Genomic DNA, 24,990 nt, shown 5'->3' on the forward strand with positions numbered 1-24,990 from the left:
TTGCTGCTCGAAATCTTTTTTCTTTTATTTATCAATTATATATGGGTTGATAGCGTGATTTTTCGCATAGTGTGTGATTTAGGTTACGCTGACCAATGGACCTCGTACCGCCGCCCACCATTCGTCGATTCGATCCAGCACCATGCCCGGCCCGCCGGGCAACTCCGCGTAGGCCCAATCCTGACGGTGCTCGGCCAGCTTCCTGACAAACGGGAATACGGGATCCGTCCTGCTGGCAATGACCATGCCGGGGCATGAAATCCGGGGTACGTCACGTTCGAAATCGTAAAGCGGGATCACGCCGTGGCCGTGTTCCTTCCACGGTCCGTGCAGGAAATATGTGATCACCGAGATATGGACCGTCTCGTCACTCCAGTCCGGATCGCCTTTTTCACGGACCCATGCCCAGCGATCGGTGATATGGCTGCCATCGGGCGCAATATCCTGACGATCGGGAAACTTGCCGATCCGCGCCTGCCTGTCTGCCACCGTATAGAGCGGGGCATTGTCCAGGATAAGGAACTTCACCAGTTCAGGCTCCTCCGCCGCCAGTCTTCCGGCAACCAGACCGCCACCGCGATGGCCGATCACGATAGCCGGCGTGGCATTCAGTTCGCGCAGCAGGGCGGCCAGACAATCAGCATAACATTCAATGCTGGGCTGCCGTGGCGGATCGGACATACCGTGCCCCGGCAGGTCGACCGCAATCGCCCTGAAGCCGGCGTCGGCAATGCGGGGCAATGCGTGACGAAACTGAAGCGATGACCAGGGGGCCTGATGGATCAGCAGGACCGGTACACCCTCCCCAAAACTGCGGTAATGCAGCTGGCCTTCCGGTCCGTCGACATAGCCGCGCCTTTCACCCGGCAGCGCCGTCATGATCGGTAAAATCATGCAGGTTCTCCGACTGGAACAAGCGACTGGCCGAGCAACCGGCCAAATGTCATGGCAGGCGTCACCATCATCCCTCCGCATGCAGCCTTGCCCATCGTCTGACTCGATCCGAGCACTTCGCCCGCTGCATAGAGGTTGGTGATGGGCGATCCGTCTTCGCGGACAACTCTCAGCCGATCATCGACCGCCAGCCCGATGGAGCTGGAAATCGCGCTGGCCTGCATGCGGATCGCGTAGAATGGTCCTTGGGCAATCGCCCGCGGCAGGTGCTGCCGACCGAAAAAATCGTTCCCGGTCTGAACCCCGTAGTTGTATCCGGATACCGCCGAAATGAGCCCGTTTTCGTCGATTCCCGCCTTTTGGGCGAGACCCTCCAGAGTATCGGCAGTAAGGAAGGCCGGGCCCGCGCGTTCGAACGCCTCGATCATCTGTTCGCGCGTCCAGCCGACCACGATTGGCGGTGCATTTTGCAGGATCGCTTCGTCGAAGACGATCCAGTAGCGGTAGTCCGGCTGGTGCAGCAGGGCCATTTCCCGCGCATCGACGCTTTCTATATCCTCGCGGACGAAGCGCTTGCCGTGCACATTGACGTAGATTTCCCAAGGTTTGCGCCGTTCGGGAAAATGTTCGATCCGGCCCGTGATCATTGCCGGAAAAGTGTCGGTATCGAACAGCGAACCGAAATTGACGAAGACATTTTCCTGCCCCCGCGCATACCCTCCTACCGACAGGCCGAGCTTCAGCCCGTCACCGCGTGACCAGGGATAGGGGGCAGCATTGTATTGCGGGTAACCGTTGAGGCGTTCGAACATCTCGGGATTGCCGGCATAGCCACCGCAAGCCAGGATTACCGCGCCAGCATGATAGGTATGCTCGATCCCGTCAGGCCCGTTTGCGGCCAGCCCGATGATCCCACCTTCATCGTCGGTCAGCAGCCGGGTTACATCGTGCCCGAGAGCAATCGTGATCAGGCCTTCGTCAGCCAGCTTCTCGACAATCGGGACCAGCACGTTCTTGACAGAAAGGCCCCCTTCAGCCCCCCAGTAGTAACGCTTTTCCCGATAGGGTTCATGGCCAAACCCCTTTACCGGGTGATCCGGCAACGGTTCAAAACCTGCGTCCATCAGCCAGTCGAAGGTGTCGGCAGCATTGTCCACCGCCAGACGCACCAGACCGGGATTGGCCGTTCCCCGGCTGATCCGCATCACGTCCTTGAAATGCAGATCGGGCGTATCGACGACGCCATGCTCGCGCTGCAAACGGGTGCCCGCGGCGCTCATCTGTCCTGTTGCGACCCACAACGACCCGCCAAGCTGTTGCGCATGGTCAAGAAGCAGTACCCTGGCCCCACGTCGGGCTGCGAAAATGGCCGCAGGCAGGCCTGCCGACCCCGCCCCCACCACAGCGATATCCCAGACCGTGGCCGTGCCCGATGCGGCCTGCGGCCGGTCGGTCCCATCCTGTGCTGCAGTCTTGTCCAGCATCGCACCGCCACTCGCAACGTCCATTCAACCTCTGCTTCTCTATATGTACTATATTTATATCAAATCAGCAGTACTCGTGGAAATCAAGAGGCATTCGCGATTGCCTGGCCAAAACAGCAGAAACTGCGACACATTGCCCGCAAAGGCAGGCGCCGGATTATCCGCCAGGCCGCTTTTCCTGCGCGGCAGCTCTTCCCCATGCACAGTGTGGGGGCGGAGAGACTCGCCAAGCTCTCCGCCCCCACGTGCGACCCTTCAGGGCTGATTGGACGAGGAATGAATCAGGCCGTTGCCGGGGTGGTCTGCATGGCCACATCACCCTGTTCGGCACGGGCCCGCGTGATTGCCGCCATGTCTTCCACCAGCGCGCGATAGTGGCGGAAGCCCAGCGCCATGAAGATCGCGGTCGGCAGACCGATCAGCAGAACGAAACCGCACAGGACGTATCCGATCGACGCCGGGTTACCCGACCAGTCGGTCGCCGCACCGATCAGCGGCGGCCCAAGCAAAGGCCCCACCAGAGTTATCACAGTGTTGAATATGGCCACCGACCGGCTCCGCATTTCGCCCGGAGTGATCATCTGCAGCGCAGCCGGACCACCGGCAGTCGCCGCCGACTTGCCGATGAAGGCAATGAACATCGCCACGATGGCAATTTCTGCCGTGGGCATCACAGGATACAACGCACTGGCCGGCACGGTAATGCAAAGGCCGAGGATCAGCGTGTACATGCCACCCAGTTCATTGCCGTGTCCGAACCGCTTGCTGGCCCAGAAAGCCAGGGCAGTGCCGAGCGGCCCCGCCGTGAAATAGAAAATGCCGGTGACCGCGCCGATGGTCAGTACGTCCCAGCCCCACACTCTCTGGAAGAGAGGCACATTCCAGAACGTCAAAGTGCTCATCGCGAAATTGCAGGTCGAACCGAGGAAGAGAACACCGAAGCCTTTCCAACGCTTCAGCATGTAGGCAACCGCGCTCATTTTCGCTTCATCGGCCGCATTGGCGCTGATCTTGTCAGTCTGCGGGGGTTCTTTGACTGTCAGCATCAGCAATGCGAGCAATGCGCCCGGCAAACCCACCAGCAGGAACGTCGTCTGCCACGGCGCGAAGGAGCGGCCGAGAATGTCGACATGGCCGACATCGTGCAGTGCCGAAACAAGCAGACCGCCGCCTAGGAACGCCAGCCCGGCGCCGAGATAGGGGCCCGCCATGTAGATGCTGATCGCCCGAGCCCGCCCCTCGCGCTTGAAATAGTCGCTGATGATCGAAACCGAACAGGGGCTCACCACCGCTTCACCGAGGCCGAGACCCAGCCTGAAAATCAGGAGAGGCAGGAACGACATGGCGAAGCCGCTCATCACGGTCATCGTGCACCAGATGAAAATACCCGCGATCAGCAGCCATTTTCGGTTGGTCTTGTCGGCCAATAATCCCAGCGGGATACTGACGGCCACATGGAACAGCGAGAACGCCGGGCCAAGCAACAATCCGATCTGGAAATCGCTGAGGCCCATCGACTGCTTTATCGGATCGACGATCAGCGACAGGATATATCTGTCGAAGTATGACAGGATGAAAACCAGCAGCAGCAGGACGACGACATACCAACGATAGGCCGCACTGTCGGTGTCAATCTTCACATATTTTCCCCGTCAAGCCGGCCACGGCCGGAAATGTCCAATTCTGCACACTGGCTTCACTCTGCCAGACTGCTCCCGAATACGTACCAGCCACCCTTGCCGTGGCGCGGGCGCCCCGGCTCATCCCATGCGAAGGCGTCCCTGCGATCGGGATATGCGCCAAGATCCGGCAGGATATGGGCAAAGCTGCGATCCGCGGTGAAACCGGCTTCCGCCATCAATTCAATCGGATCCTGTGCCCGAAACGCCGTATAAAACGGTTCGTTGTTGTGCTCCGTATCCCAGTTCCAGAAGAAATCTTCCCAGGCATCGACCAAATGGGTTGCCGGCAATTCCAGATGCACCATCAAGCCGCCAGGACGCAGCAACCGGCGGCATTCGCGCAAGGCGTTGCGCGTCGCCTTCACGGGAATTTCATGGAAGAAGAAACTGGAAACGATCATATCGAAATGCCCATCGGGGAAATCCATCGCCTCGGCATTCTGCTGACTGAAGTGAATCGGGGCCCCCTGATGTTCGGCAAGGGCATGACCATAGCGTAACAGCGGCGCGCCAATGTCGACCCCATGCGCTTCCACATCCGGAAACACCTCCAGATAGGGAAGCAGATTCTTGCCGGAGGACGTGCCGAGATCCAGCATCCGCTGCGGCTGAAAATCTGGATAGGCATGCCTGATCCAGCGGCTCATCACGCGTGCCGCGCCACCCCAGCTGCGGTGGCTCATGCTGGCGGTGAAGACTCTTGCCCCAAGACTGACAACTGCGCCTTGCGCCACGTCGTCAGCCACCCATTCGTTATGGAAACAGCCGGGGGTGAGATGCACGTCCAGCGCATCGAGGTAACGGGGGATCTCCAGCTCCGGGTCGAGCCGTAGCGAACCGCCCGCCGGATTCCGTTCGGCCGCATCACGCGCGACATCGATCATGTCAGGCAAGACCCGCTCAACCTCGTCCTGCACGGACAGGAAGCACATTTCCTGCGCGTTGTAGCGTAGACTGCTGTAGAGCTGGTAGATCGGCTCATCTTCCAAGGCGTGTTCGATTGCCCGCGCCGTGTCGAATTGCGTGCCGCGTGCCTCGCCGGCAGGTTTGACCCGTTGCTCGAAATCGCGGCGAACGGCTTCCGGCATATCCTGGATCGCAAAACGCCTGAGCGCACTGCAGAAGCGTTGCCGCCCCCGCTCGTCCAGCGTCGGGTGAGCGAGCGCTTCGATATCGGGGATCGCCGAATTCTTCCTGTCGTCGGTCGCATTCGCAGCCATGGATAACCTCCTTGGGCAAATTGCCCCAGCAGCCGTTCCGGCAAAATTTTTCCCTTGACCTGATGGGCCGTGAAAGGATTTACGCCAGACGAATAGTCTTATATCTAATACAAATCGCAACACAAGGGGTCACGTGTGCCAAATAGCCTGAAACCAGTCGTTATCGCAGGCGCAGGGCCGGTTGGCCTGACTGCCGCCCGCCTGCTGCAAGAGCGTGGGATCCCGTTTCTCGTCCTCGAATCGGAAGCCGAACTGCCGGACGACCTGCGCGCTTCCACTTTCCATCCGCCGACGCTGGACATGCTGGAAACACTCGGGGCAGCGGCTCCGCTCATTGCCAAAGGGCTAATCAGCCCCACCTGGCAGATTCGCATGCATCCCTCGGGGGACCGCGCGGTATTCGACCTTGCGGCGATCGCGAACGACACGGCCCACCCCTACCGACTCCAATGCACGCAATCGACATTGTGCCGCATTCTGCTGGCCCAGGTCGTCGAGCGCGGCGGCACAGTGCACATGGGCACCAAAGTCGAAGCGGTCGAACAGAGCGATGACGGAGTCCGGGTCACTGCCACAACCGCGGATGGCGAAACCGAAGTGTTCGAGGGCAGCTTTCTGATCGGGGCGGACGGATCGCGCAGCGTGATCCGCGATACCGTGGCATCCTCTTTCGACGGCAAGACATACCCCGAAACGACGATTCTGGCGACGACCCGCTTCCCGTTCGAGGAACACCTGCCTGGCCTGTCCAATGTGAATTATGTCTGGAAGGAAGGCGGCACGTTCAGCCTGCTGCGTCTGCCGGACCTGTGGCGGTGCAGTCTCTACCCCGACGGCGACGAAACCATCGAAGACGCCACGCAGCCCGCCAGCATTGCCCGCAAGCTGCAGGAAATCGCCCCCAGCAACGAACCGCATGTGGTCGAGGAAATCCGCCCCTACCGCATTCACATGCGGATCGTGGATAATTACCGCAAAGGCCGCATCGTGCTGGCAGGCGATGCCGCGCATCTCAATTCGCCGTCCGGCGGCATGGGTATGAACGGCGGCATCCACGATGCCTTCGAACTCGTTGCCACTCTGGCGGAAATCCTCGACGGTGCGCCTATAGAACTTCTGGACCGATATACCCGCCGCCGCCGCCGTATCGCGGAACAGGAAATTCTGACGCAGGCGGATCGCAATCGCGCACGGATGCAGGAACGCGCCCCGGAACGCCGCCGCGAAATGCTCACGGAATTGCAGAGGATCGCAGACGACCCCGCAAAAATGCGTGAACACCTGCTGCGCACGTCGATGATCACGGGTCTGCGCCAGGCAGGAGAAATCGCATGAACACGTCAGGTTACGATTATGGACGCAGAGGCATCCTGGGCATTGGCACTCCGCAGGCCAATCCCACAGTGGAAGCCGAAATGCACATCCTCTTTCCACCGACAGTCGCACTCGCCGCTGTCCGGCACACCAGCGTCGCGAAGGAACCACTCGACCGCCTGCGCGATTACCTGTGGGGTCTCCCTCAGGCCCTCACACAGTTCGACAGCCTGCAACCTGCCGTTTTCGGGTTCGCATGCACTGGCCCGTCCTATCTCGTCTCGACCGAGACGCAGGCCACGCTTGTCGCCAGCCTTGAGCAACGCTTCGGCTATCCCATCGTAACGGCAACTGACGCGATCACATGGCAGCTGAACCGGATCGGCGCCAAACGCATTGCGCTTGCCTCGCCCTATCCCGCGGCGCTGTCCGAGGCCGCGCATGCCTTCTGGCAGGCTGCCGGATTCGAAGTCGCGGAAGTCCGGCGCATCGACACCGGGATAGCCGACACGCGCGGGATTTATACGCTGGGCAGCGCCGATGCCCGCGCCACGGCCGAGGAAATGCGGGCCCTGCCTGTCGATGCCGTACTGCTCAGCGGTACGGGCATGCCCTCATTGACACTGATTGCCGAAGCGGACCGCACAGCCGGGCCGCCGCTCATCTCCTCCAATCTCTGCATCGCAATGCGCATGTGCGACGTGGCGGGCATTGCCATGCCCCCCGTGTCAGAATGGAGCGAACGCCTTGCCCAAGCCACCGCCAAGCCAACCGGGAACATCTCATGACCACGACACCCACCGCAATTATCGACTCCGAATCCCTCACCGGAACGGGCCGCCCCGTTCCCGTCGTCGATCCGGCGAATGAGGAACTTGTCACTGAGATACCCGAGGCAGACGACGCCCTGGTCGATCAGGCCGTCGCATCCGCCCGTGCCACTTTCGAGCGCGGCGACTGGCGCCTGATGAGTGTTGCTGACCGGCAAAAGGTGCTGCGCGCCTGTGCCGACGCGATCGACGCTGCGGCTGACGAAATCGCGGATATCGAATGCTCGAACACCGGCATCCCCTATGCCCAGATCCGCAATGGCCAGGCGCTTCGGTCTGCCGACAACTTCCGGTTCTTCGCCGATTATATCGGCCAGATGACCTCCGAACTCTACGAGCAGGAAAAAGACTATCTCACTTTCGTGCGGCGGGAACCGGTTGGCGTCGCAGGACTGATTTCTCCCTGGAATTCTCCACTGGCGCTCGGGTCGATGAAAGTCGCCTCCGCCATCGCGTTCGGCAACAGCTGCGTCCTGAAGCCCGCCGAGCAGGCCCCGCTGGGCCTTACGCGCCTGGTAGAGGTCATTCAGGGTGCCGGGTTGCCCCCCGGCGTCGTAAACCTCGTCAACGGCTTCGGCGCCAGCACCGGCGATCGCCTGGTGCGCCATCCCGACATTGCGTGCGTGTCCTTCACCGGCGGCACGCGCACCGGCAGGATCATCATGACCGCTGCGGGCGAAAACCTGAAACCTTCGATCATGGAACTGGGCGGCAAGTCCGCGAACATCATCTTCGACGATGCCGATTTCGAACAGGCTCTGGACGGAGCCCTGATCGGGATCTTCAGCAACAATGGCCAACAGTGCCTCGCCGGATCGCGCATTCTGGTCCAACGGGGTATTGCCAAGGATTTTATCGAGGCTTTGGTCGAGCGCACGCGCAAGGTTCGCGTCGGCGATCCGCGCGATCCGGCAACCGAAATCGGCCCACTCGCCAACCGCAACCACTACGATCACGTCATGAGCTTCGTTCCCGGTGCGAACGACAGCGGCGCCCGTATCCTCGCCGGTGGGGGTCGCGCCGACGGTTTCGACAAGGGTTTCTACTTCAAGCCAACGGTCGCGGCAGTCGATTCCAACAGCCACCGGCTATGCCAGGACGAGATTTTCGGTCCATTCGCCTCCCTGATGGTCTTCGATACCGATGAGGAGGCCTATCGCATCGCCAACGAATCGCGTTTCGGCCTGGTGGGTTATGCCTGGTCCCAGAGCATCGACCGCATCATGACCGCGCAGGATCGCATTTCTGCCGGCACGATCTGGTGCAACACGCCCATGATGCGCGACCTGCATGCTCCCTTCGGAGGCTTCCGCGAATCCGGTGTCGGGGCCGAGGGCGGACGTGCGGCGGAAATGTTCTTCACCCATCAGAAGACGGTGAGCATTCCGCGCAACCGCCTGAACCTCCGCAAACTGGGAGCCTGACCGATGACAAGCCAACTCCATCAGGAATTGTCGGAATTTCTCGATGCCTATTTCGCGGCATGGAACCGCTATGACGTAGCTGCCATGCGCGCCTTGTGGGACGAGGATGAAGAGCAGGCGATCTACCTCGCCGAAGAATGCGAACCGCATCATGGCTGGGAACAGATCCTCGGCTACTGGAACGTGGACCGTTCGAAATCGGAACGCCTGCTGACCTGGCGCGATCTTACTGCCGTACAGGCGGGACCAGACGTCGCCATCGCTTTCTACCACGCGAACTGGAGCACATATATTCCCGGGAACCGCCTGTATCCCAAGCCGTTCGGCGGGCCGGTGCGTATTTCCATGGTGCTGCGCCGCAAGCCGGACGGCTGGCGGGCAATCCACTACATCGAAGCTCCCCTCGCCTCCATCGTCCAGCTGCGTGAAGCGCACGAAGCGGCCGTCGAGCCGGCACTACATGAACGCCTCGCCGCCAAGGGCATCACTTACTAGGCCATCAACGCATCGCTCGCATGCAAATCAAGGAAAGCAACATTGGTACCGATATCCAGTCCATTCCGCTCACCACCATCGACGGCAAGGAGGCCAGCCTGAGCGACTACGCAGGCAAGGTCGTACTTGTCGTCAATGTCGCCTCCAAATGCGGCCTGACACCGCAATACGAAGGGCTCGAAAAGCTCTATCGCGAAAAGAAGGACGAGGGCTTTGTCATTCTCGGCTTCCCGGCGAACAATTTCCTCGCCCAGGAGCCGGGCACTGACGAGGAGATCGCCAGCTTCTGTTCGTTGACCTACGACGTGACCTTCCCGATGTTTTCCAAGATCAGCGTCGCGGGCGAAGATCGCCACCCTCTCTACGCCGCACTCACCGCCGCGCAGCCGGAAGCGGCGAGCCCCAATGGAGAGGCGATGCGCGAACGGTTGGCGAGCAAGGATATTCCGATCTGGCCGAAACCCGAAGTGCTGTGGAATTTCGAAAAGTTCCTGATCGGCAAGGATGGCACCGTAGTCACCCGCTTCGCACCCGACACGCCGCCTGATGATGCCGCGCTGAATACCGCCATCGACGAAGCGCTGGCCTGACGACAAACCCTGAACCGCTGAAAACCGCCGCCGGCCTTGGACAAGGCAATGCCGACGGCGGTTTCATCACAAGTGCCCTGTGCTTGCCCCGATATTCCGCCGATAGTAAACCGGCGATATAAACAGGCCTTCGAAGGCCGTGGGAGAGAGCCGATGCACACCGACATGATCGAGGCGATACTCGATGCGCCCCTGGCGGATCGCCCATGGTCCCCCCTGTTCCCCGCACTGAACCGCCTGGCCGGCGGCATGCGTTGCATGATCCGGTTCGCACCATCGCGCATGCCCCAGCACGATTTGATCCTGACCAACGAAGACGATTCCCCCAGCGGCCTGGTGCAGATGTACCGCGAGGAATACTGCCACAAGGATCCCGTTTCGTACGAGGGACTGGTTCCGGGGAACCTTTATGGCTTCGATGACCTGATCGACCGGAGCACGCTGTCGCGCTCGGAATTCTATCAGGATTTCTGCAAGCCATTCGGAATGCACCATGCGTTCTTTTCCTATCTCGGCCGCTTCGATGGTGTCGATGCCTGGCTCAACGGAGTGCGGGACCGACCATTTCAGCCCCGCGAATGGGGCGATCTGAAAGCAGCCCAGCCTTTCGTATCCACCGCCGCACGCTATTTTGTGCGCATGCAGGGTCTTGGCCGCGTGGCGAATGCGCTCGGGCAGGCGTGCGACCATCTTGGCGCCGGTGTCGTCCTTGTCGACTCGCGCGGCAGGATCGTCGATTGCAATGTCGAAGCCCGCGACATTCTGATCGACGCCGGGATTGGCGTGGCGCATGGTGGGCCGCTCAGGCTCCCATCGGAAGGGGCAGGTTTCCTGAGCGACGTGCTCGATAACGGAAATGCTCATGCCGCGAAGCGGATCACCGCCTTCGAGTGTCTCGGCCATCCTGTCCATGTCGTGGCGCGCCGGGTTGAACAATCCGCGTTGCGACTGGCGACGGAACCAGCCGCAGTGATCCACTTGCGCCGCGAACAACACGATATTCCCGCTGACGCCATTGAACGGATTGCCGCCCATTTCAGCCTCAGTCAGTCGGAGGCGCGCCTCTGTCTGCTATTGGCCAATGGCCTGTCGCTCGTCGAAAGCGCTGACCAGATGGGTCTGACGGTCGAAACGGCACGAACATACTGCAAACGCGCATTTGCCAAGACCGATACGACACGGCAGTCGGAACTCATCCGGCTGATCCTGAACAATATGCCGCTGCTCACGAAAACCCAGCACTGACGGGCGGACGGCTACCGCGCGAACCAATGCGCGGCGATCAGGCCCCGGCCACCGGCTTTCGCGCGTTCACCACATCCGCGAACGCCTGGTCGAGATCCCCCCGCCGATAACCCAGCAGAGCCGCTTCCCCAGCATCCGGCATATAGAAAGCCGCATTTCCACGCCCTGCGTAAAGCGACCAGTCCGGCAACAGGGGATGCTCCTCGTCCCGTAAAGGAATGTCCTGCGGCAGCCCGGCTGCCTTGCGATATCTGTTCAGATATTCCTGAAACGTCAGGTTCTCGTCGCCAACGAGGTAGGCCTTGCCATTCTCACCATGGCGAAGGGCCCCGGCGATCGCATCAATCAACGCCTCGACCGACATGAAGTTCACGCCGCCCGGCGGCGCGGAAAGCGGCACCTCGGGCATCCCACCAGTCGCATATCGGGCGTGAGCGCCCAGCCATCCGGTATCGAGATGCTCGATATCGCCGATGATATAAGGCGGGTTCACACTGCATATTGAGAAATCGTCTGCTGCAAGCGCGCGGGCACCCTGGTCAGCCAGCAGGCGCGAGCGGACATAGGGGCTGCGTTCGATCGCATCTGGGACGACCTGGGGATAGAAGCTGCCGACATAGACGGCCCGCTTCACCCCGGCATCGCGCGCGGCGCGGAAGAAGCGCGGAACGCCTTCGATATTGGCACGCAGCAGGTGTTCCGCCTCGCTTTCATCCGGTTTGCGCTGGCGCGCATCGTTAGCCGCCGCGTGTATCACCGCGTCGAAACCGGCCAATTCCTCCACACCGAAATCACCAGCAACGTAATCACCTCGTATGAAGGGAAGCCCGGACAACGCCGTATGCCGGGCCGGGGGCCGGCGGGACGCAATCGTCACATCTTCCCCCTCCTGCCTCAGGCGCAGCGCCGTACCGCCGCCGATGAAACCCGAACCACCGATAATCAGTACCTTCATGCCGCGGCTCCCGCGTTGAATAGCGCAATGTCGAACACGGATTATTTCCCGCGTAGCGGTCTCAGGAAATCGCGGAGATCGCCAACCACGTCCGCAGGTCGTTCAACCGGTGCGAAATGGCCGCCGCCGTCGTGAATGCGCCATTGCCGCAAATCGGCCTGCCGCTCAATCAGCGCGCGCGGCACCAGATTGATTTCCTTCGGGAATATCCCGAAGGCTGTTGGCGCGGCGATAATCGGCTGCTTGTCATGCGCGAGCGGAATCGACAGCGCCGATACGAACTGTTCCGCGTAAATCCGAAACGATGTTCCGATGGTGCCGGTCAACCAGTACACTGATGCCAGCGTGCATAGTGCGTCGCGATCAAAGACGGACAGGACATCCCCGCCACAATCGCTCCACGCCCGGCGCCGTTCCCATAGCCATGCAGCCGTTCCGACCGGGGAATCGGCCATTGCATAGGCGAGAGTTTGCGGGTCGCGTTTCTGGACAGTGATATGGCTGTCGACAAGCGGCCAGGACTCGATGTTGCGTTCGAGCATCCATGCCTCGTCTGCGGCGTAGTCGCCGGGCCTGATCTCGGCCGGCCCCAGACCGGGCAGCATCGGCAACGTGCAATAGATGCCTGTCAGCGCCTCGGGATAGGCATGGCCCAGATATGCCGTAACCGCAGCGCCCCAGTCACCACCGGCAGCGGCAAACCGGTCATGCCCAAGCACATCCTGCATGAGCTTGCACCACAGGTCCGCAACCTCCGGCACAGCAATGCCGGTTCGCGCCAGCGGGGAAAACCCGAACCCTGGCAGCGAGGGAATTACCAGCTCGAACGCATCCGCCGGATCGCCACCATAGGCGGCAGGATCGGTCAACCGGCCGATGACATCGCGATAGTCCCAGAATGTCCACGGCCAGCCATGTGTCAGAATCAGCGGCATGCCCTTCCCGGTCTTTGCCGGAATATGCAGGAAGTGAATCGGATTACCGTCAATTTCCACCCGATAGTGCGGGTACCGGTTCATCTCGGCTTCCTGCGCACGCCAATCGAACCCGTCCCGCCAATATTCGACCATGCCTTTCATCCAGTCGCCATCGACACCGAATCGCCAGTTCTCGTTGCCGGGATCGGCCGGCCAACGCACGTTCTCCAGCCGTCGTTGCAGATCATCGAGATCGGACTGCGGAATTGCGATTTGAAAGGCTTCAGGCTTCACTTCATTTCTCTCCATAGGGCCACACCCAGAGGTCGCGCGGTCCCCGCAACACTCCGCTGACGAATTCGACCGGGCGCCCCGGCACCAGCGCCATTTGCGGAAACCGTTCGAGCACCACCTGCAAAGCGATTTCCAGTTCCCGCTTGGCAAGATGCAGGCCAAGGCAGAAATGCGGCCCCCGGCCAAAGGTAATCGTATCGCGATTGTTCCGCGACGGATCGAACCGCCGGGGATCTGGGAATTTCTTCGGATCGGAATTGGCGGCGGTTATGCCGAACAGCATCCAGTCGCCGCGACGGATCGGCTTGCCCGCAAAATCGACGTCGGCAGACGCCATACGCGGCAACAAGGCTGTGGGCGGCTGCCAGCGCAGCGCCTCCGCCACCACGGCCTCCCGCCCTGCCTTGCCGGACAGCGCAACGTCCCGCACCGCGGGGTCCGAAAGAACGGCGGCGAACATGCTGCCTGCGACTTTGAATGTCGTATCCGAGCCAGCGGGAAACAGCAGCCGCAGGAATGTGAGCACCTGTTCATTGTCCAGCCGTCTGCCTTCCGATTCAGCCTGCGTCAGCGCCGAAAGCATATCCTCGCCCGGTGCGGCGCGGCGTTCTTCGATGATCGGCACCATATAGCTGTCGAACTGGGCCTTGGCGCGCATGGCCCCTTGCGGATCCCAGGGAAAATCGAACAGCTTGACCGCCCATTCGAGGAACCGTTCTTCATCGCGAACGGGAATGCCCAGCATTCGGGTAATGATCGAAAACGGGTAGGGCCGCGTGAATGCAGCGACGAGATCGACTTCGCGTTCAGCGGCAATCCTGTCGGAAATTTCCATGGCCACCGGCTCGATCAGCGGTTCGATGTGCGACCGGATCACGCCGGGCTGAAATGGTGCCGTGACAATGTTGCGATGGAGGCGATGTTCGGCACCGGACATTGTCATGATATTGCGGCCCAGCGGCTCCTCGACCATCTGGCGATAGCCTTCGCCCATGTCGAAATGGTCCTGATCGAGAAACGCCTGCTGCAATTCCTCATAGCCCAGAATCAGCCAGACCGGGGCACCGTGGTAGTTGACCGAAACCACCGGCCCTTCACGGCGCAGATCCTCCAGCACGTCATGAAGATCAGGCAAGTCGTCACGAGCGAAATCGATCTCTGGAAGCAATGGGTTGGTTGCAGACATGATCCTCACCAGGGACTGTTGACGCGGCAAATCTAACGCGCTGCCTGCGCACGCCTATTCCCATATGGAGACTGACTTGTCGTAAAACCCACCGTATTCTCGACTCCCATAATTCGCCGGACGATCCGGTGCCGTGTCAGGCGCCGGATCGAACAAGGACGGAAAGAGAGGATGCCGATGCCCGATGCAGACCTGCTGATGCCTGATGTGGATTTCGCCTACGACGACGTTCCCGACCTTCACGAGCGCATTGTCCAGCTGCGGCAGAACGGCCCGGTGGTTCCCGTCCGCTATCATGGCGACAGGACCTGGCTTATCCTCGATCACGAGCTGGTGAAGCAGGCATTCGAGGATTACGATCATTTCGACCCTGCCCCCGGCTATCAGCAGATCGCCGCCCCCTCGATGGGCCAGACCATCCAGACGATGAGCGGAGACGAACATCGCATCAGCAGGGGATTGGTGACCGCCCCCTTTCTGCCGTCGAAAATTCGCAGTCTGGTCGAAGACCTGATCGAGCCGATCGCCAACGAATTGCTGGATCGCGTCGCAGGCAAAGAGGTCGTTGATCTGGTCAGCACTTTCACCAGACCGTATCCCTTCATGGTCATAACACGCCTGCTGGGCATTCCGGTCGAGGATGAGGAGCGGATGCTGGAATGGGCGATCAAGATGATCGACTTCCCATGGGACCCGGACGGCGCAGTCCGGGCGAAAGAGCAGTTCCAGGCCTATATGCAGACGATCATCGACGACCGCCGGGCCAATCCCACCGGGGACTTCATGTCGATGCTGGTGCAGGCGGAATACGAAGGGGAGCGCCTGAGCGACGAGCGTATTCTCGGGTTCGTCGGGCTGCTGTTTCCCGCCGGTTCCGACACGACCTACAAAAATGCAGGCAGCCTGTTCGCCTGCGTTCTGGCCGACCCTGCCCTGCGCGAACGGGCGCTGCGATCGCCCCGGGATCGCGAACTGATCGTGACGGAATCTCTGCGCTGGCAGCCGCCAACCGCATTCCTGCCCCGCATGGCGAGCAACGATGTTGAACTCGGCAACGTGCAGATTCGCAAGGGCGAATGGACGCTGTTCGGCATTACCGCCGCCAATGCGGATCCCAAGGTTTATCCTGATCCGCACAGGTTCGATCCGGACCGGGACAATCGAGACATCCTGACATTCGGCCGGAGCAAGCATTTCTGTCTGGGGATGCATCTCGCCCGGCGCGAACTGGAAACGGCCCTTCGCCTGGTATTCGAGCGTTTCCCCCATATGGTGTTGGAAAAGGGCGAACCGGTCGAATTTGTCGGTGCGGTATTGCGGGGACCGCGCGCCCTCCACGTCCGTCCCTATGGGCAAAGAGAGGATCAGAACTGATGCGCGTGACGTTTTTCGACATCAACGGCGCCGCACAGCATGTCGAAGGCAGGGCCGGCGAGAATGCGATGGAATGCGCCAAGCGCAATGCCATCGATGGAATCATAGGCGAATGCGGCGGCGCCATGGCTTGCGCGACTTGCCACGCCTATGTCGACCCCAGGTGGATCGCTCGGCTCGACCCCCCGGAGCATCAGGAACGGGACATGATCGACGGCTGTATCGACGTGCGACCGGAAAGCAGACTGACCTGTCAGGTGATACTGGAGGATGCTCTCGACGGAATCGTTTTCACCGTGCCGGATTCCCAAGTCTGAATAGCATGGCAAGCTCGCCTTGCGGCAATTGCCGTGCTGCCAGACCCGTTCAGCGCGCCCGTCTGCGTTGGCTGGCACTCTGCACAAGGCCAACGGCATGCAATGCACTTGCTTTGCCCCCGATATGCGGCATGAACGGCGCCATGCGGACGCTTGGGATATTGCTCGTTGCCTGCACCTGCCTTGTGACGGGATGTGCGGCACATCCGACCGTGCATGCTTTCGCAGTCCCTCCGGGCATCGCTGAAGGAGCGGCGAAAACATTCGCGACAATTCCACCGGAAGATGAGGGAAGCCAGGCAGCTATGCCCTTCGTTGAGCAGCGCCTGCTCGAACTGGGGTATAGCCGGGACACTTCACCGGAATTCCTGGTCCAGGTGACCGCGACCCGGCGACCGCAGCGGACCGGTGCTTTCATTCCAGGGCCGGACGCCCCTGTAACCTGGGCAGAGAAACCCAGGAAAACATGGCTCGCCCCGGGACGAAATGTGATGGCCCTGCGGATCCATCTTCTTGACGCCCACACCGGCGCGCCGGTTTATGTTACGACTGCAGAGCTATCCTCTGCCAAAGCGTCTTTCGCGGAAGTGGCCAGTCCGTTGGCCAGGGCAGCTTTGGATGAGGAACCTCAGGCGGCCAGTTTCGCAGTGCAAACCACCCCCTGAACCTTCGGCCGCTTTCCCTATCTCGGCAGAACGATTTCGAAACAGGTCCCCTCACCCACCGTGCTCTTGCAGGTAATCGTGCCGTAGTGCCGCCTGAGCACGGAACGAACAAAGGCAAGGCCCAGCCCCGCCCCTTGCACCGCATTCTCCTCCACCCGCCGAAAGGGATCGAACAGATTGGCAATCTGATCTTCCGCAATACCCGGTCCCGTGTCGCAGATGGAGAGCACAACCTTCGACGGACTGGCGACGAGCTCGCACGCGATGGTGGATTCCGGCGGACTGTACTTTATCGCATTATCGATCAGGTTGATAACCGCGCGCGTAATCAGTTGCCGGTCGCAGCGCACGACCTGTTCCTGCTCGCAGCCGCGCACATCTACATCGATGTGCTTTGCGGTCGCCTGTGGCCACAAGTTATCGACCGCATCCAGCACGATATCCGGGAAGTTGACCTCCTCCAGATTCAACGCGCTCGCTTCGGCACGGGCAAGCTGGACAAACCCATCGGCCAGCGAGAGGGTCCTGTGGGCGTAGCCCCTTATCCTGCGCGCGGCCTCTTCGCCCACCTCCCCGGCAGACTGTTCCAGCGTCGTCAGAATGGATATCTGCGGTGCACGCATGTCATGGGTGAGCAACTGCAGAGCTTCTTCACGCTGGCGCGTGGTGAGCCGGATCTCCGTCACGTCCGCCAACCGCAATACCCATGCCACGAGTTGCCCTGCTCCATCGTGGATCCGGGACCAGCGGACATCGAACACCCTGCCGTCAGTTCCGGTGATGTCGGCGGGTAAGGCCTGCTCCCCCGGTATTGCGGTTTCGTCGGCGACCGCCTGCCCACCCGTCAACAGCAGCAGAATGACAGAGAAATGCCTGCGCTCCACGTCACCCAGCAGTGCCCGCGCCTGGGTATTCAGCATCCGGATAAAACCGTCCGGTTCAATGACCAGAGATGAATCGGGCAATCCATTCAGCGTATCGTTGAGAAAGCCGCTAAAATTGCGCGACTGCGCAATCGCCCAGCGCAATTGATCCATATCGCTGTCCGCGAAATCCAGACCGACGAACCCTGCGTGCTCGCGCGTCGCCGCATCCCGGCGAAAACGCTCGAGTTCCTCCCGCATGAACGATGTCGCCACCTGGAAGCGGCGGCCGACCCACAAGGGGTAGGTAATACCGATCCCCGCCAGCGCGGCGACCGGTGAAAGCCAGATGCCACTTCCCCACAGCAAGACACTCGTCCCACCAATCACACAGCACAGAACAACTGCTGAACAGAGTATCAGGAAGGGGCGGGCGATCAGGAAACTGCCGAGCAGGAGCCAGACAGGTATGAGCGCAAATGCATATTGCAGCCAATTCGGGGCGGGGACGATCCTGTTTCCCGAGAGCAAGGCCTGGATGGCATTGGCGTTGATTTCCACCCCCGGCGTCAGTTGATGTACCGATGCAAGCGGCGTGGCAAAGGTATCGCCCGAACTCGGGGATGTCATGCCAACCAGAACAATCCGGTCGCGAAAGAAAGAAGCCGGGACGCTGCCTTCCAGAACGGCTGAAAACGGTACTCTCCTGAAACGAGCCTTCCCATCCGTAAACGGGATCAGGAAGGGCGCTGCTCTTGTCAGCCCGTCCCGTTGGGTACGTCTCGCCTGAATGCAGGCCACGCCTTGCGCACGGCAAGCCACGAGAGCCGCGACATGGGGCCAGAGCAAGCCGTCCGCGCCTTCCAGTAGATGGATGCTGCGAACGATCCCGTCCTTGTCCGTATACAAGTTGGCCTGGCCGACCTCCACCCCCTGTGGCCTGAAGATGGACAAGGGTTCGATTACCGAAACTTCCTTGCCGTTTCGGCCAGGCACTTCGATATAGAGTGGGATGATGGGATGCGTCGCGCTCATGGCCTTGGCCAGCGCCGCATCGTCCTGTCCAGCATCGACGAACAGGAAGTCGTAGAGGATGACTTTCGCCCCCGCCTTGTGCAGTTCATCCAGTAACTGCGCATGCACGCGACGAGGCCAGGGGAAGGTTCCCAGCTGTGAAAAGCTTTCATCATCGACGGCAACAATTACGATATCGTCGCTGGGAGCCTCCGGTCGCCAAGTGATCAATTCGTCATAGAGATCATTGTCCAGCCTCCACAGGCCACCGGACATCACCAAAATCACGACAAGCGCAGTCGCCAGAAGCGAGGCAAAGCACCAATCTCGCAAAAGCAGGCGCCTGCTAGCGGACACTGGAGCCTGTTTTCATCGTGCGGGCGTCACATGCAATTTCTGGTATTCGGTCCAACGCGCAAAGGTATCTTTCCCCTCTCCGCCAATGCTCTGCACGCGCCAGTAATATACTCCGGCGGGCAGATCGGTAATCACGATCTCCTCGACGGACATGTTCATTTCGTCAATGACGGGAACCCCACCCGGAGCCGAAGTGATCTGGAAACGGAAATGGCGATCACCCTGCCCTTCCGGCCGCCAACGGAAACGCAGACAACGCCGTCCGGGGCAATCGTCAAGGTTATCGACTGTCGCCGTCACGTCATTGCGGCGGCGTTCGACGGCATAGGTTGAGGGCAGCCCCTCAAGCCCACCGGCAGACAGCGCAGTGAAGCGCACGAAGAAATTGCCGTCGGGAATATCCGGAAGGCTGAAAGCAGGTTCATCCGATGTGCTTTCGGTGAAAATGTCGATAAAACCGGCATCTGTAGCAAGTTGGGTGCGGTAGCCCCCTGCGCCTTCGATTGGTTCGAGGCGGAACTCGACCATTTCTCCGTCCTGAAAGATCTCGGGATTGAGCAAGGATGGCGCGGCAAGCAAACGTACCGGCTGCTTCATCCCGCTCTTGGCCACGACAACCCCTTCTCCGGCGTCGAGCAGACGGCTGCTCTGCTTTCCTTCCACCGCGACACGGCCTTCCAGAACGCCCGTGCCTGCGGAACCGGAAGCCTCGGAAAACGCAACTCTGAAACTGGTTCCACGAACGCCTGCCACCGAAATCGGCGTTTTTACTTCGAAGCGATCGCCCGCATCGTGCAGCGATTTCACATTCGCTTCGACGCGCCCGTCATCAAGCTCAAACCGCTTGATCACCGAATTCGTGAGCAGAATCTTATGCAGATCGACTATCTTGAGCCGGGAATCCGACGGGATGGTCAATCGCGAACTGTCGGGAAGTTCCAGCGTCAGGAACGCACCGCTACGCGTACGGACCTCTCCGCCCGCACCAATTTCCATTCCCTGGCTGGCGCCATCGCCATTCACTGTCACCGTACCACGGAAAGCCACGACCCGTGCAGCAAGAGGCTGCAAGCGCAGTAGCCGCCGCGGGACTCGCAAGACGGAACCCGCCAGCAGCTTGCGTGGGTCCTCTATCCGATTGCGCGCCTGAACGATCCGGTAATCCTGCAGGTTGGTGAGCCCTTTGCCAGCCAGGTCGAACAACGTATCGCCACGTTTGACCTGATACCTCAGATCCCCGCCCTCACCCGCATGGGCAGTGAATATTTCACCAGACGCCAGAACAAGAAATATCGCGACAACGTAACGGATCATTTCGCTTCCTTCGAATTCGCGAAGGGCACCATTTCGAGGCGATAGCCGAAACTGTGTACCGGCAGCAGGCGATAGCCGAGGTAAGGTCTCAAGCCCAGGCGAGCGCGAATTTTCGAAACATGCACATCGAGCGTACGCGTGGGAAGATCGGGATTTCTTCCCCAAACCGTCTCAAGCAGATGAACCCGGCTCAGAGGGCGACCCATATTGCGGAACAAGGTCAATGCGAGGCCGAATTCCTTGGCGGTAAGCGCAACCTCCCGGCCTCTGATGTCCACCACATTCCTGCCGTGATCGAATGTCATCCCCCACAGGTCTTCCCGGGCATCGACGATCGTCGGGGCTGGATACGTGCGCCGGAGCACTGCCCCGATGCGTGCGACCAGCACGTCGCGTTCCAACGGCTTGACCATATAGTCATCTGCCCCGGCCTCCAGAGCCTTCACGATGTCTTCGGAGTCCATGCGGCTGGTAATCATGATCGCCGGCGGACACGGGTCGAGCATCTCCTGCGCCCAATGCAGAATATCAAGCCCCGAAGCATCGGGGACATTCCAATCAAGCAGTAGCAAATCGAAGGATTCTTGCCGCAATGCCACTTTGAAGGCCTTCGCCGTCGCATATCCATGACAAGTATGCCCGGCCTCGCTCGTCACAGCTTCAATTTCCTGCCGCGTGGCCAGATCATCCTCAAGCAATCCCAGACGCAAAGGTCATTTCCCTTTCTGTTTCCATTGTTGCGCGAGTGAATCTGCTTTCATCTCCTCAACCTGCCTGGCCATCTCTTTCCCGGTCTCGCGCCCGCCATTTCCTCCTGAAATCAGCGATAGGGCGGCATGGCTGAGTATGCAGATTACGTTCTCCAATCTTGTGCCTCAACGAAAATTCCCCCCTCGCCATAATGGGTGAAAGAAAATTTCAGTGCTGTGCACTTTTTGGAGAGCCACTGTTTTAAGAAGGCAACCCTCGCCGTTTACGGACGAGAGCTGCCTTCCCATCTGGGAGCAGAAGAAAGTTCGGGGCCACAAACTCTGCTCCCTTCCTCGCACAGGCTGTAAGCCAACCTTATATTTCCGATCCTGATCCATATGTGATTTTGCCATGGCGGCTTTGCGCTTCACGAACGCCGCCCTTGCCATGAACGTGATTGGCACTCCGGCTGGCGATCCAGTCAGCGGGGAGGCCAGGCCCCGTTTGACAGGGCCGCTTCGTGCCGCGGCAACCTGCCCCGATTCCCTCCAGCCGAGGATCCGCCATTGCTGCACACGCTCTACCCGCGCTGGCCGAAGCCACATCAAAAGGCACGGCCAGCGTTGCGCATTTCCGTCGAAATCTCGAACGATCGCAGGCTAGGACGCGCGCTTGGCGAAAGGAATTACAAGGCAATTGAGCAACAACGTACATCATTTCGTCCTCCGGCCCACAACAACAGAAGAGCCGCAAGCGAAGGCGGAACAGTGCCGGGGAACCACGCCCCGCTCGGTTGAAACGCGAACACCCAGCCGCAACCATGCTCATTGCGAACAACAGCCGGCAGCTCACCGTTTCAGCGCAAGCCTATACGTCATTTGCTTTTATATAATAACATAATAATATTGAATTTACACTTCTTTACAAGTGATTATGTTTAGTTAAGATTGCAAAATATTTGGTGCAATTTCAATATCAACTTTGTATATTTTTTATTAATATTTATTGAGTGTCGTATTTTTAATTTACTTATTAGTCTATCGGCAATAATTATCTCAACGCTGTCAAGCCGTATTCCGTGCACCAAACCGGCAGGCCACCCATCGCCTATCACAGGCGACACTGTGCAACCCCTGTTACGAATGCCTGATTGTCCCATCAAGGCATGCCGCTGACAGGAAAATTCTATTTCTGAGCCGGCTTTCGGTAGCTTCTGCTCAATTGAGCCCGGCAAGATCGGGAGAATTGAGGTCCAGTTGAATCTGGTATTTATCCGGTCGGACCTGAACGAGAATGTGCTGTGGCAGGGCGTGCACGGTGATGGACATTGCCGCCGACGCGGGAGTCTGGGGCACGCGTTCGGATACCCCGGACAGCCAGCAGAACATCAAGATACCCAGCCGCCGGTCCAAAAGGTCATCGATTACGTCAACAGCGGCAACTGACGATCAAGGACGCCGTCGTCATATTTTCCGCGCAGGAAACGGAAGCCACGCATACATCTCGCCATGCCAGAGATTGCCTATGACGCATGCAGCATGGCGAGCCCGTCGCACTGCGGCCAGCGACCAGCATACCCGTTCGCGGTTACCGCGCTTCCGCAATCCATTGCGCTGCCCTTTCGGCCACCATCATGACAGGAACATTCGTATTCCCGCTTGGCACGGTCGGCATGATCGAGGCGTCGATCACTCTTAGCCCTTCCACGCCATGCACGGCCAAGCGTTCGTCGACCACCGCGAGGCGGTCCTGGCCCATCCTGCAACTTCCAACCCCATGGAAATCGGGCTCCGCTGTCCACCGGAGGAAGCGGTCGAGTGCGGAATTGCTGGTTGCTTCGCCTCCCGGGGCCAGTTCTTCGCCGCGCACGTCATCAAACGCCCTTTGGGCAATGATCTCCCTGGCGATCCGAATACCCGCTCGTGTGCGTAAAACGTCAACCTCCTCTGCCAGGTAACGCGCGTCGATCGAAGGGTGGTCGTCAGGCCGGGAAGAACGCAGGCGGATGGATCCGCGACTGACCGGCCTGGTCATGCAAATCCGAGTCATGAAACCATGCCCCCGCACGACCCCTTCCGCGGGCCGAACCATGATTGGAATGAACGAGAATTTGAGATCGGGCCCAATCCCGGGCGCTTCTCCGGATTCGAATACGCCCACAGCCTCCACCGGAGGTTGCGCGAGCATGCCCCGCCGCCCGAACACATATTGCAATCCGGTACGGAAAGCGTTGAACGGAGAGAAATGGCGATAGGCTGAGTCCCGTCCCCGGACAGTCGTCAAGACCGACACCCCGACATGGTCGTGATAATTCTGCCCCACGCCCGGCAAATCGACCAGAGGGTCGATGCCCAGAGAGCGCAAATGATCCGCCGGCCCAATTCCCGACAGCATGAGGAGCTGAGGCGACTGTATGGCGCCTGCTGAAAGCAGGACCTCGCCATCGCACAACGCATGATGCATTTGCCCGCGCCAGCGATAACGCACCCCGCGCGCCTGGCCACGGTGCATGGTTATGTCCGTCGCCATGGCGCCTGTCCTGATAGTCAGGTTCGGTCGGCGGCGCGCTGCGGCAAGGAAAGCAACAGCCGCACTCATTCGCCTGCCGTGGGCGCAAGTCCAGTCTGTCGGCCCCACTCCCAGCCGTTGCGCCCCGCTGATATCGGGATTGAAGGGAAAGCCGGCCTGCTGTGCAGCGTCCAGCCAACGCCTGGCCAGTGGATTGCGCACCTCTGCCCGGCTTACTTGCAAGGGCCCGTTCCGGCCATGGAACGGGCCTTCATCGGAAAGGTGCGCTTCCGATAATAGGAAGTACGGCAGGACTTCGGCATAGGACCATCCCGGCGCACCGCCCGCAGCCCACCCGTCATAATCCGCCGCCTCTCCCCGACAATAGAGCATGCCGTTGATGGCACTGGTCCCGCCCAACGTGCGTCCGCGGACCTCGGTGAGCACCCGTCCATCCAAACCGTCCTGGGCTTCGGTCTGATAGGTCCAATTCGCCCGCGCCCCACCGAACAGGAGATAGGCCGCCGCCGGGATATGAATCAACGGGCTGCGATCCGGTCCGCCAGCCTCCAGCAGGAGCACGCGGGTATCCTGCCGCTCGCTCAGCCTTGCGGCCAGCACACAGCCCGCCGACCCGCCACCGACGATCACGTAGTCGTAATCGTCCCGTTGATCGTCCATCTGCCCACCCCGTGCCGCAGGTCAATCAGCATCGTCCATGCCCATGGCCTGTCGCCACTGCTTGCGAATTTCCAGATAGGCGGCGGGGCTGTAGATATCCTCTTCAAAGCAGAATTTGCCGTTCCCCGCGTAAATGCACATCGTGATGCAGGGAAACTGGAAGCGATAGTCCGCGATCGGGCCGGGATTGCGCCATTCGTCATAGGGAACCGCACTGCCTTCGGGGTTGGGCCAGCGATTCCAGTTATAGTTGATGACCATGTTCCCGTGGATCACATGCCAGCCTGGAATGAAGCGCATTTCCGGCTGCGTCTGCATCAGGGGGACCATCCATTCGGAAAGTTCTTTCGGGCTGCGAACCGTTCCGAAATGGTGGTCTATGTAAATGCAGGGGTCGGTAAACAGATCGGAATAATATTCCCAATCGTCGATGTTGGCCCGGTGGACGTAATCTTCGAACGCCGCCTCGACTTCCTCACGCGGGAAGATCGGGCTGGACCGCAGGTTCTCCTCCCAGGCTTTCGCCGCGGCAGTCGCTCCGGCATAGGCAATCTTGCCCAGAATGTTGTCTTCGCTCACGAGATGCTCCTTTCCCGGCAGTCGGTATCCGATCCGCCCGACTGCGATTGAGCAACTCTATTGCGCGCCCCGTTTTCGATGGAGGGCGGGAATGGAGA

22 protein-coding genes are annotated in these 24,990 nt (G+C 60.1%); 9 read left to right on the forward strand and 13 right to left on the reverse strand.

All coding sequences use genetic code 11. The annotated features are described in order from the left end of the window. Positions 1–78: 78 nt before the first annotated feature. The 4 genes from MB02_RS10400 to MB02_RS10415 form a co-directional block, all read right to left on the reverse strand. Positions 79–894 (reverse strand): alpha/beta fold hydrolase, encoded by an 816-nt coding sequence (locus tag MB02_RS10400; RefSeq protein WP_170304697.1) that lies wholly within the window; start codon positions 892–894, stop codon positions 79–81. Continuing rightward, complete coding sequence (locus MB02_RS10405) at positions 891–2,402, reverse strand: FAD-dependent oxidoreductase (protein ID WP_067536735.1); 1,512 nt, start codon at positions 2,400–2,402, stop codon at positions 891–893. Before MB02_RS10405 ends, MB02_RS10400 begins: the two co-directional genes overlap by 4 nt. Positions 2,403–2,659: 257 nt before the next feature. Continuing rightward, the gene (locus MB02_RS10410) at positions 2,660–4,018 is read right to left on the reverse strand and encodes an MFS transporter (protein ID WP_067536739.1); all 1,359 of its coding nucleotides are present in this window, start codon (positions 4,016–4,018) and stop codon (positions 2,660–2,662) included. Positions 4,019–4,074: 56 nt separating this feature from the next. Next, entirely contained in the window at positions 4,075–5,280 is a 1,206-nt protein-coding gene (locus tag MB02_RS10415; protein WP_067536742.1) for a class I SAM-dependent methyltransferase, read from the reverse strand. Positions 5,281–5,415: 135 nt separating this feature from the next. Between MB02_RS10415 and MB02_RS10420 the strand changes: the two genes are divergently transcribed. The 6 genes from MB02_RS10420 to MB02_RS10445 all read left to right on the forward strand — a co-directional run bounded on the left by MB02_RS10420 (position 5,416) and on the right by MB02_RS10445 (position 11,178). Further along, positions 5,416–6,615, forward strand: a complete 1,200-nt coding sequence (locus MB02_RS10420) for an FAD-dependent oxidoreductase (protein WP_206598589.1) — start codon at positions 5,416–5,418, stop codon at positions 6,613–6,615. Then, complete coding sequence (locus tag MB02_RS17810) at positions 6,612–7,382, forward strand: maleate cis-trans isomerase family protein (RefSeq protein ID WP_067536745.1); 771 nt, start codon at positions 6,612–6,614, stop codon at positions 7,380–7,382. Before MB02_RS10420 ends, MB02_RS17810 begins: the two co-directional genes overlap by 4 nt. Then, the gene (locus MB02_RS10430; protein ID WP_067536749.1) at positions 7,379–8,848 is read left to right on the forward strand and encodes an aldehyde dehydrogenase; all 1,470 of its coding nucleotides are present in this window, start codon (positions 7,379–7,381) and stop codon (positions 8,846–8,848) included. Before MB02_RS17810 ends, MB02_RS10430 begins: the two co-directional genes overlap by 4 nt. 3 nt (positions 8,849–8,851) lie before the next feature. Continuing rightward, the gene (locus tag MB02_RS10435) at positions 8,852–9,343 is read left to right on the forward strand and encodes a YybH family protein (protein ID WP_067536752.1); all 492 of its coding nucleotides are present in this window, start codon (positions 8,852–8,854) and stop codon (positions 9,341–9,343) included. Positions 9,344–9,363: 20 nt separating this feature from the next. Continuing rightward, a complete protein-coding gene (locus MB02_RS10440; protein ID WP_067536756.1) occupies positions 9,364–9,933 on the forward strand; it encodes a glutathione peroxidase in 570 nt (189 codons plus the stop codon). A gap of 153 nt (positions 9,934–10,086) precedes the next feature. Then, positions 10,087–11,178 (forward strand): helix-turn-helix transcriptional regulator, encoded by a 1,092-nt coding sequence (locus MB02_RS10445; RefSeq protein ID WP_067536759.1) that lies wholly within the window; start codon positions 10,087–10,089, stop codon positions 11,176–11,178. 37 nt (positions 11,179–11,215) lie between these two features. On the opposite strand, the gene MB02_RS10450 is transcribed toward MB02_RS10445, so the two are convergent. Genes MB02_RS10450 through MB02_RS10460 form a run of 3 tightly spaced genes read right to left on the reverse strand, consistent with a single transcriptional unit; the run spans position 11,216 to position 14,530 of the window. Beyond that, positions 11,216–12,133: an NAD-dependent epimerase/dehydratase family protein gene (locus tag MB02_RS10450; protein ID WP_067536762.1), complete on the reverse strand. Its 918-nt coding sequence runs from the start codon at positions 12,131–12,133 to the stop codon at positions 11,216–11,218. A 41-nt stretch (positions 12,134–12,174) separates the two neighbouring features. Next, positions 12,175–13,344: an epoxide hydrolase family protein gene (locus tag MB02_RS10455; protein ID WP_170304698.1), complete on the reverse strand. Its 1,170-nt coding sequence runs from the start codon at positions 13,342–13,344 to the stop codon at positions 12,175–12,177. A gap of 1 nt (position 13,345) precedes the next feature. Next, on the reverse strand, positions 13,346–14,530 hold the full coding sequence (locus tag MB02_RS10460) for a cytochrome P450 (protein WP_067536768.1): 1,185 nt from the start codon (positions 14,528–14,530) through the stop codon (positions 13,346–13,348). Positions 14,531–14,707: 177 nt separating this feature from the next. Between MB02_RS10460 and MB02_RS10465 the strand changes: the two genes are divergently transcribed. The 3 genes from MB02_RS10465 to MB02_RS10475 all read left to right on the forward strand — a co-directional run bounded on the left by MB02_RS10465 (position 14,708) and on the right by MB02_RS10475 (position 16,886). Continuing rightward, positions 14,708–15,904 carry a cytochrome P450 gene (locus tag MB02_RS10465; RefSeq protein ID WP_067536771.1) on the forward strand — a complete coding sequence of 399 codons (1,197 nt, stop codon included), beginning with the start codon at positions 14,708–14,710 and terminating at the stop codon, positions 15,902–15,904. Next, positions 15,904–16,221 (forward strand): 2Fe-2S iron-sulfur cluster-binding protein, encoded by a 318-nt coding sequence (locus tag MB02_RS10470; RefSeq protein WP_206598590.1) that lies wholly within the window; start codon positions 15,904–15,906, stop codon positions 16,219–16,221. The genes MB02_RS10465 and MB02_RS10470 overlap by 1 nt, the downstream gene beginning before the upstream one ends. 131 nt (positions 16,222–16,352) lie before the next feature. Next, entirely contained in the window at positions 16,353–16,886 is a 534-nt protein-coding gene (locus MB02_RS10475; RefSeq protein WP_067536777.1) for a DUF4136 domain-containing protein, read from the forward strand. 17 nt (positions 16,887–16,903) lie between these two features. Here the strand turns inward: MB02_RS10475 and MB02_RS10480 are convergent, their stop codons facing one another. The 6 genes from MB02_RS10480 to MB02_RS10505 all read right to left on the reverse strand — a co-directional run bounded on the left by MB02_RS10480 (position 16,904) and on the right by MB02_RS10505 (position 24,892). Further along, on the reverse strand, positions 16,904–19,096 hold the full coding sequence (locus MB02_RS10480) for a CHASE2 domain-containing protein (protein WP_170304699.1): 2,193 nt from the start codon (positions 19,094–19,096) through the stop codon (positions 16,904–16,906). Positions 19,097–19,132: 36 nt separating this feature from the next. Further along, positions 19,133–20,434 (reverse strand): FecR domain-containing protein, encoded by a 1,302-nt coding sequence (locus MB02_RS10485; protein WP_067536783.1) that lies wholly within the window; start codon positions 20,432–20,434, stop codon positions 19,133–19,135. Further along, complete coding sequence (locus tag MB02_RS10490; protein WP_067536787.1) at positions 20,431–21,144, reverse strand: response regulator transcription factor; 714 nt, start codon at positions 21,142–21,144, stop codon at positions 20,431–20,433. The genes MB02_RS10485 and MB02_RS10490 overlap by 4 nt, the downstream gene beginning before the upstream one ends. A 1,197-nt stretch (positions 21,145–22,341) precedes the next feature. Then, positions 22,342–22,512 carry a hypothetical protein gene (locus tag MB02_RS17815; RefSeq protein WP_170304700.1) on the reverse strand — a complete coding sequence of 57 codons (171 nt, stop codon included), beginning with the start codon at positions 22,510–22,512 and terminating at the stop codon, positions 22,342–22,344. A 199-nt stretch (positions 22,513–22,711) separates the two neighbouring features. Then, positions 22,712–24,313 carry a GMC family oxidoreductase gene (locus MB02_RS10500; RefSeq protein ID WP_067536794.1) on the reverse strand — a complete coding sequence of 534 codons (1,602 nt, stop codon included), beginning with the start codon at positions 24,311–24,313 and terminating at the stop codon, positions 22,712–22,714. A 21-nt stretch (positions 24,314–24,334) separates the two neighbouring features. Then, on the reverse strand, positions 24,335–24,892 hold the full coding sequence (locus MB02_RS10505; protein WP_067536797.1) for a hypothetical protein: 558 nt from the start codon (positions 24,890–24,892) through the stop codon (positions 24,335–24,337). Positions 24,893–24,990: the final 98 nt, after the last annotated feature.

The organism is Croceicoccus estronivorus (genome assembly GCF_001625325.1).
In the GTDB taxonomy this organism is placed as follows: domain Bacteria; phylum Pseudomonadota; class Alphaproteobacteria; order Sphingomonadales; family Sphingomonadaceae; genus Caenibius; species Caenibius estronivorus.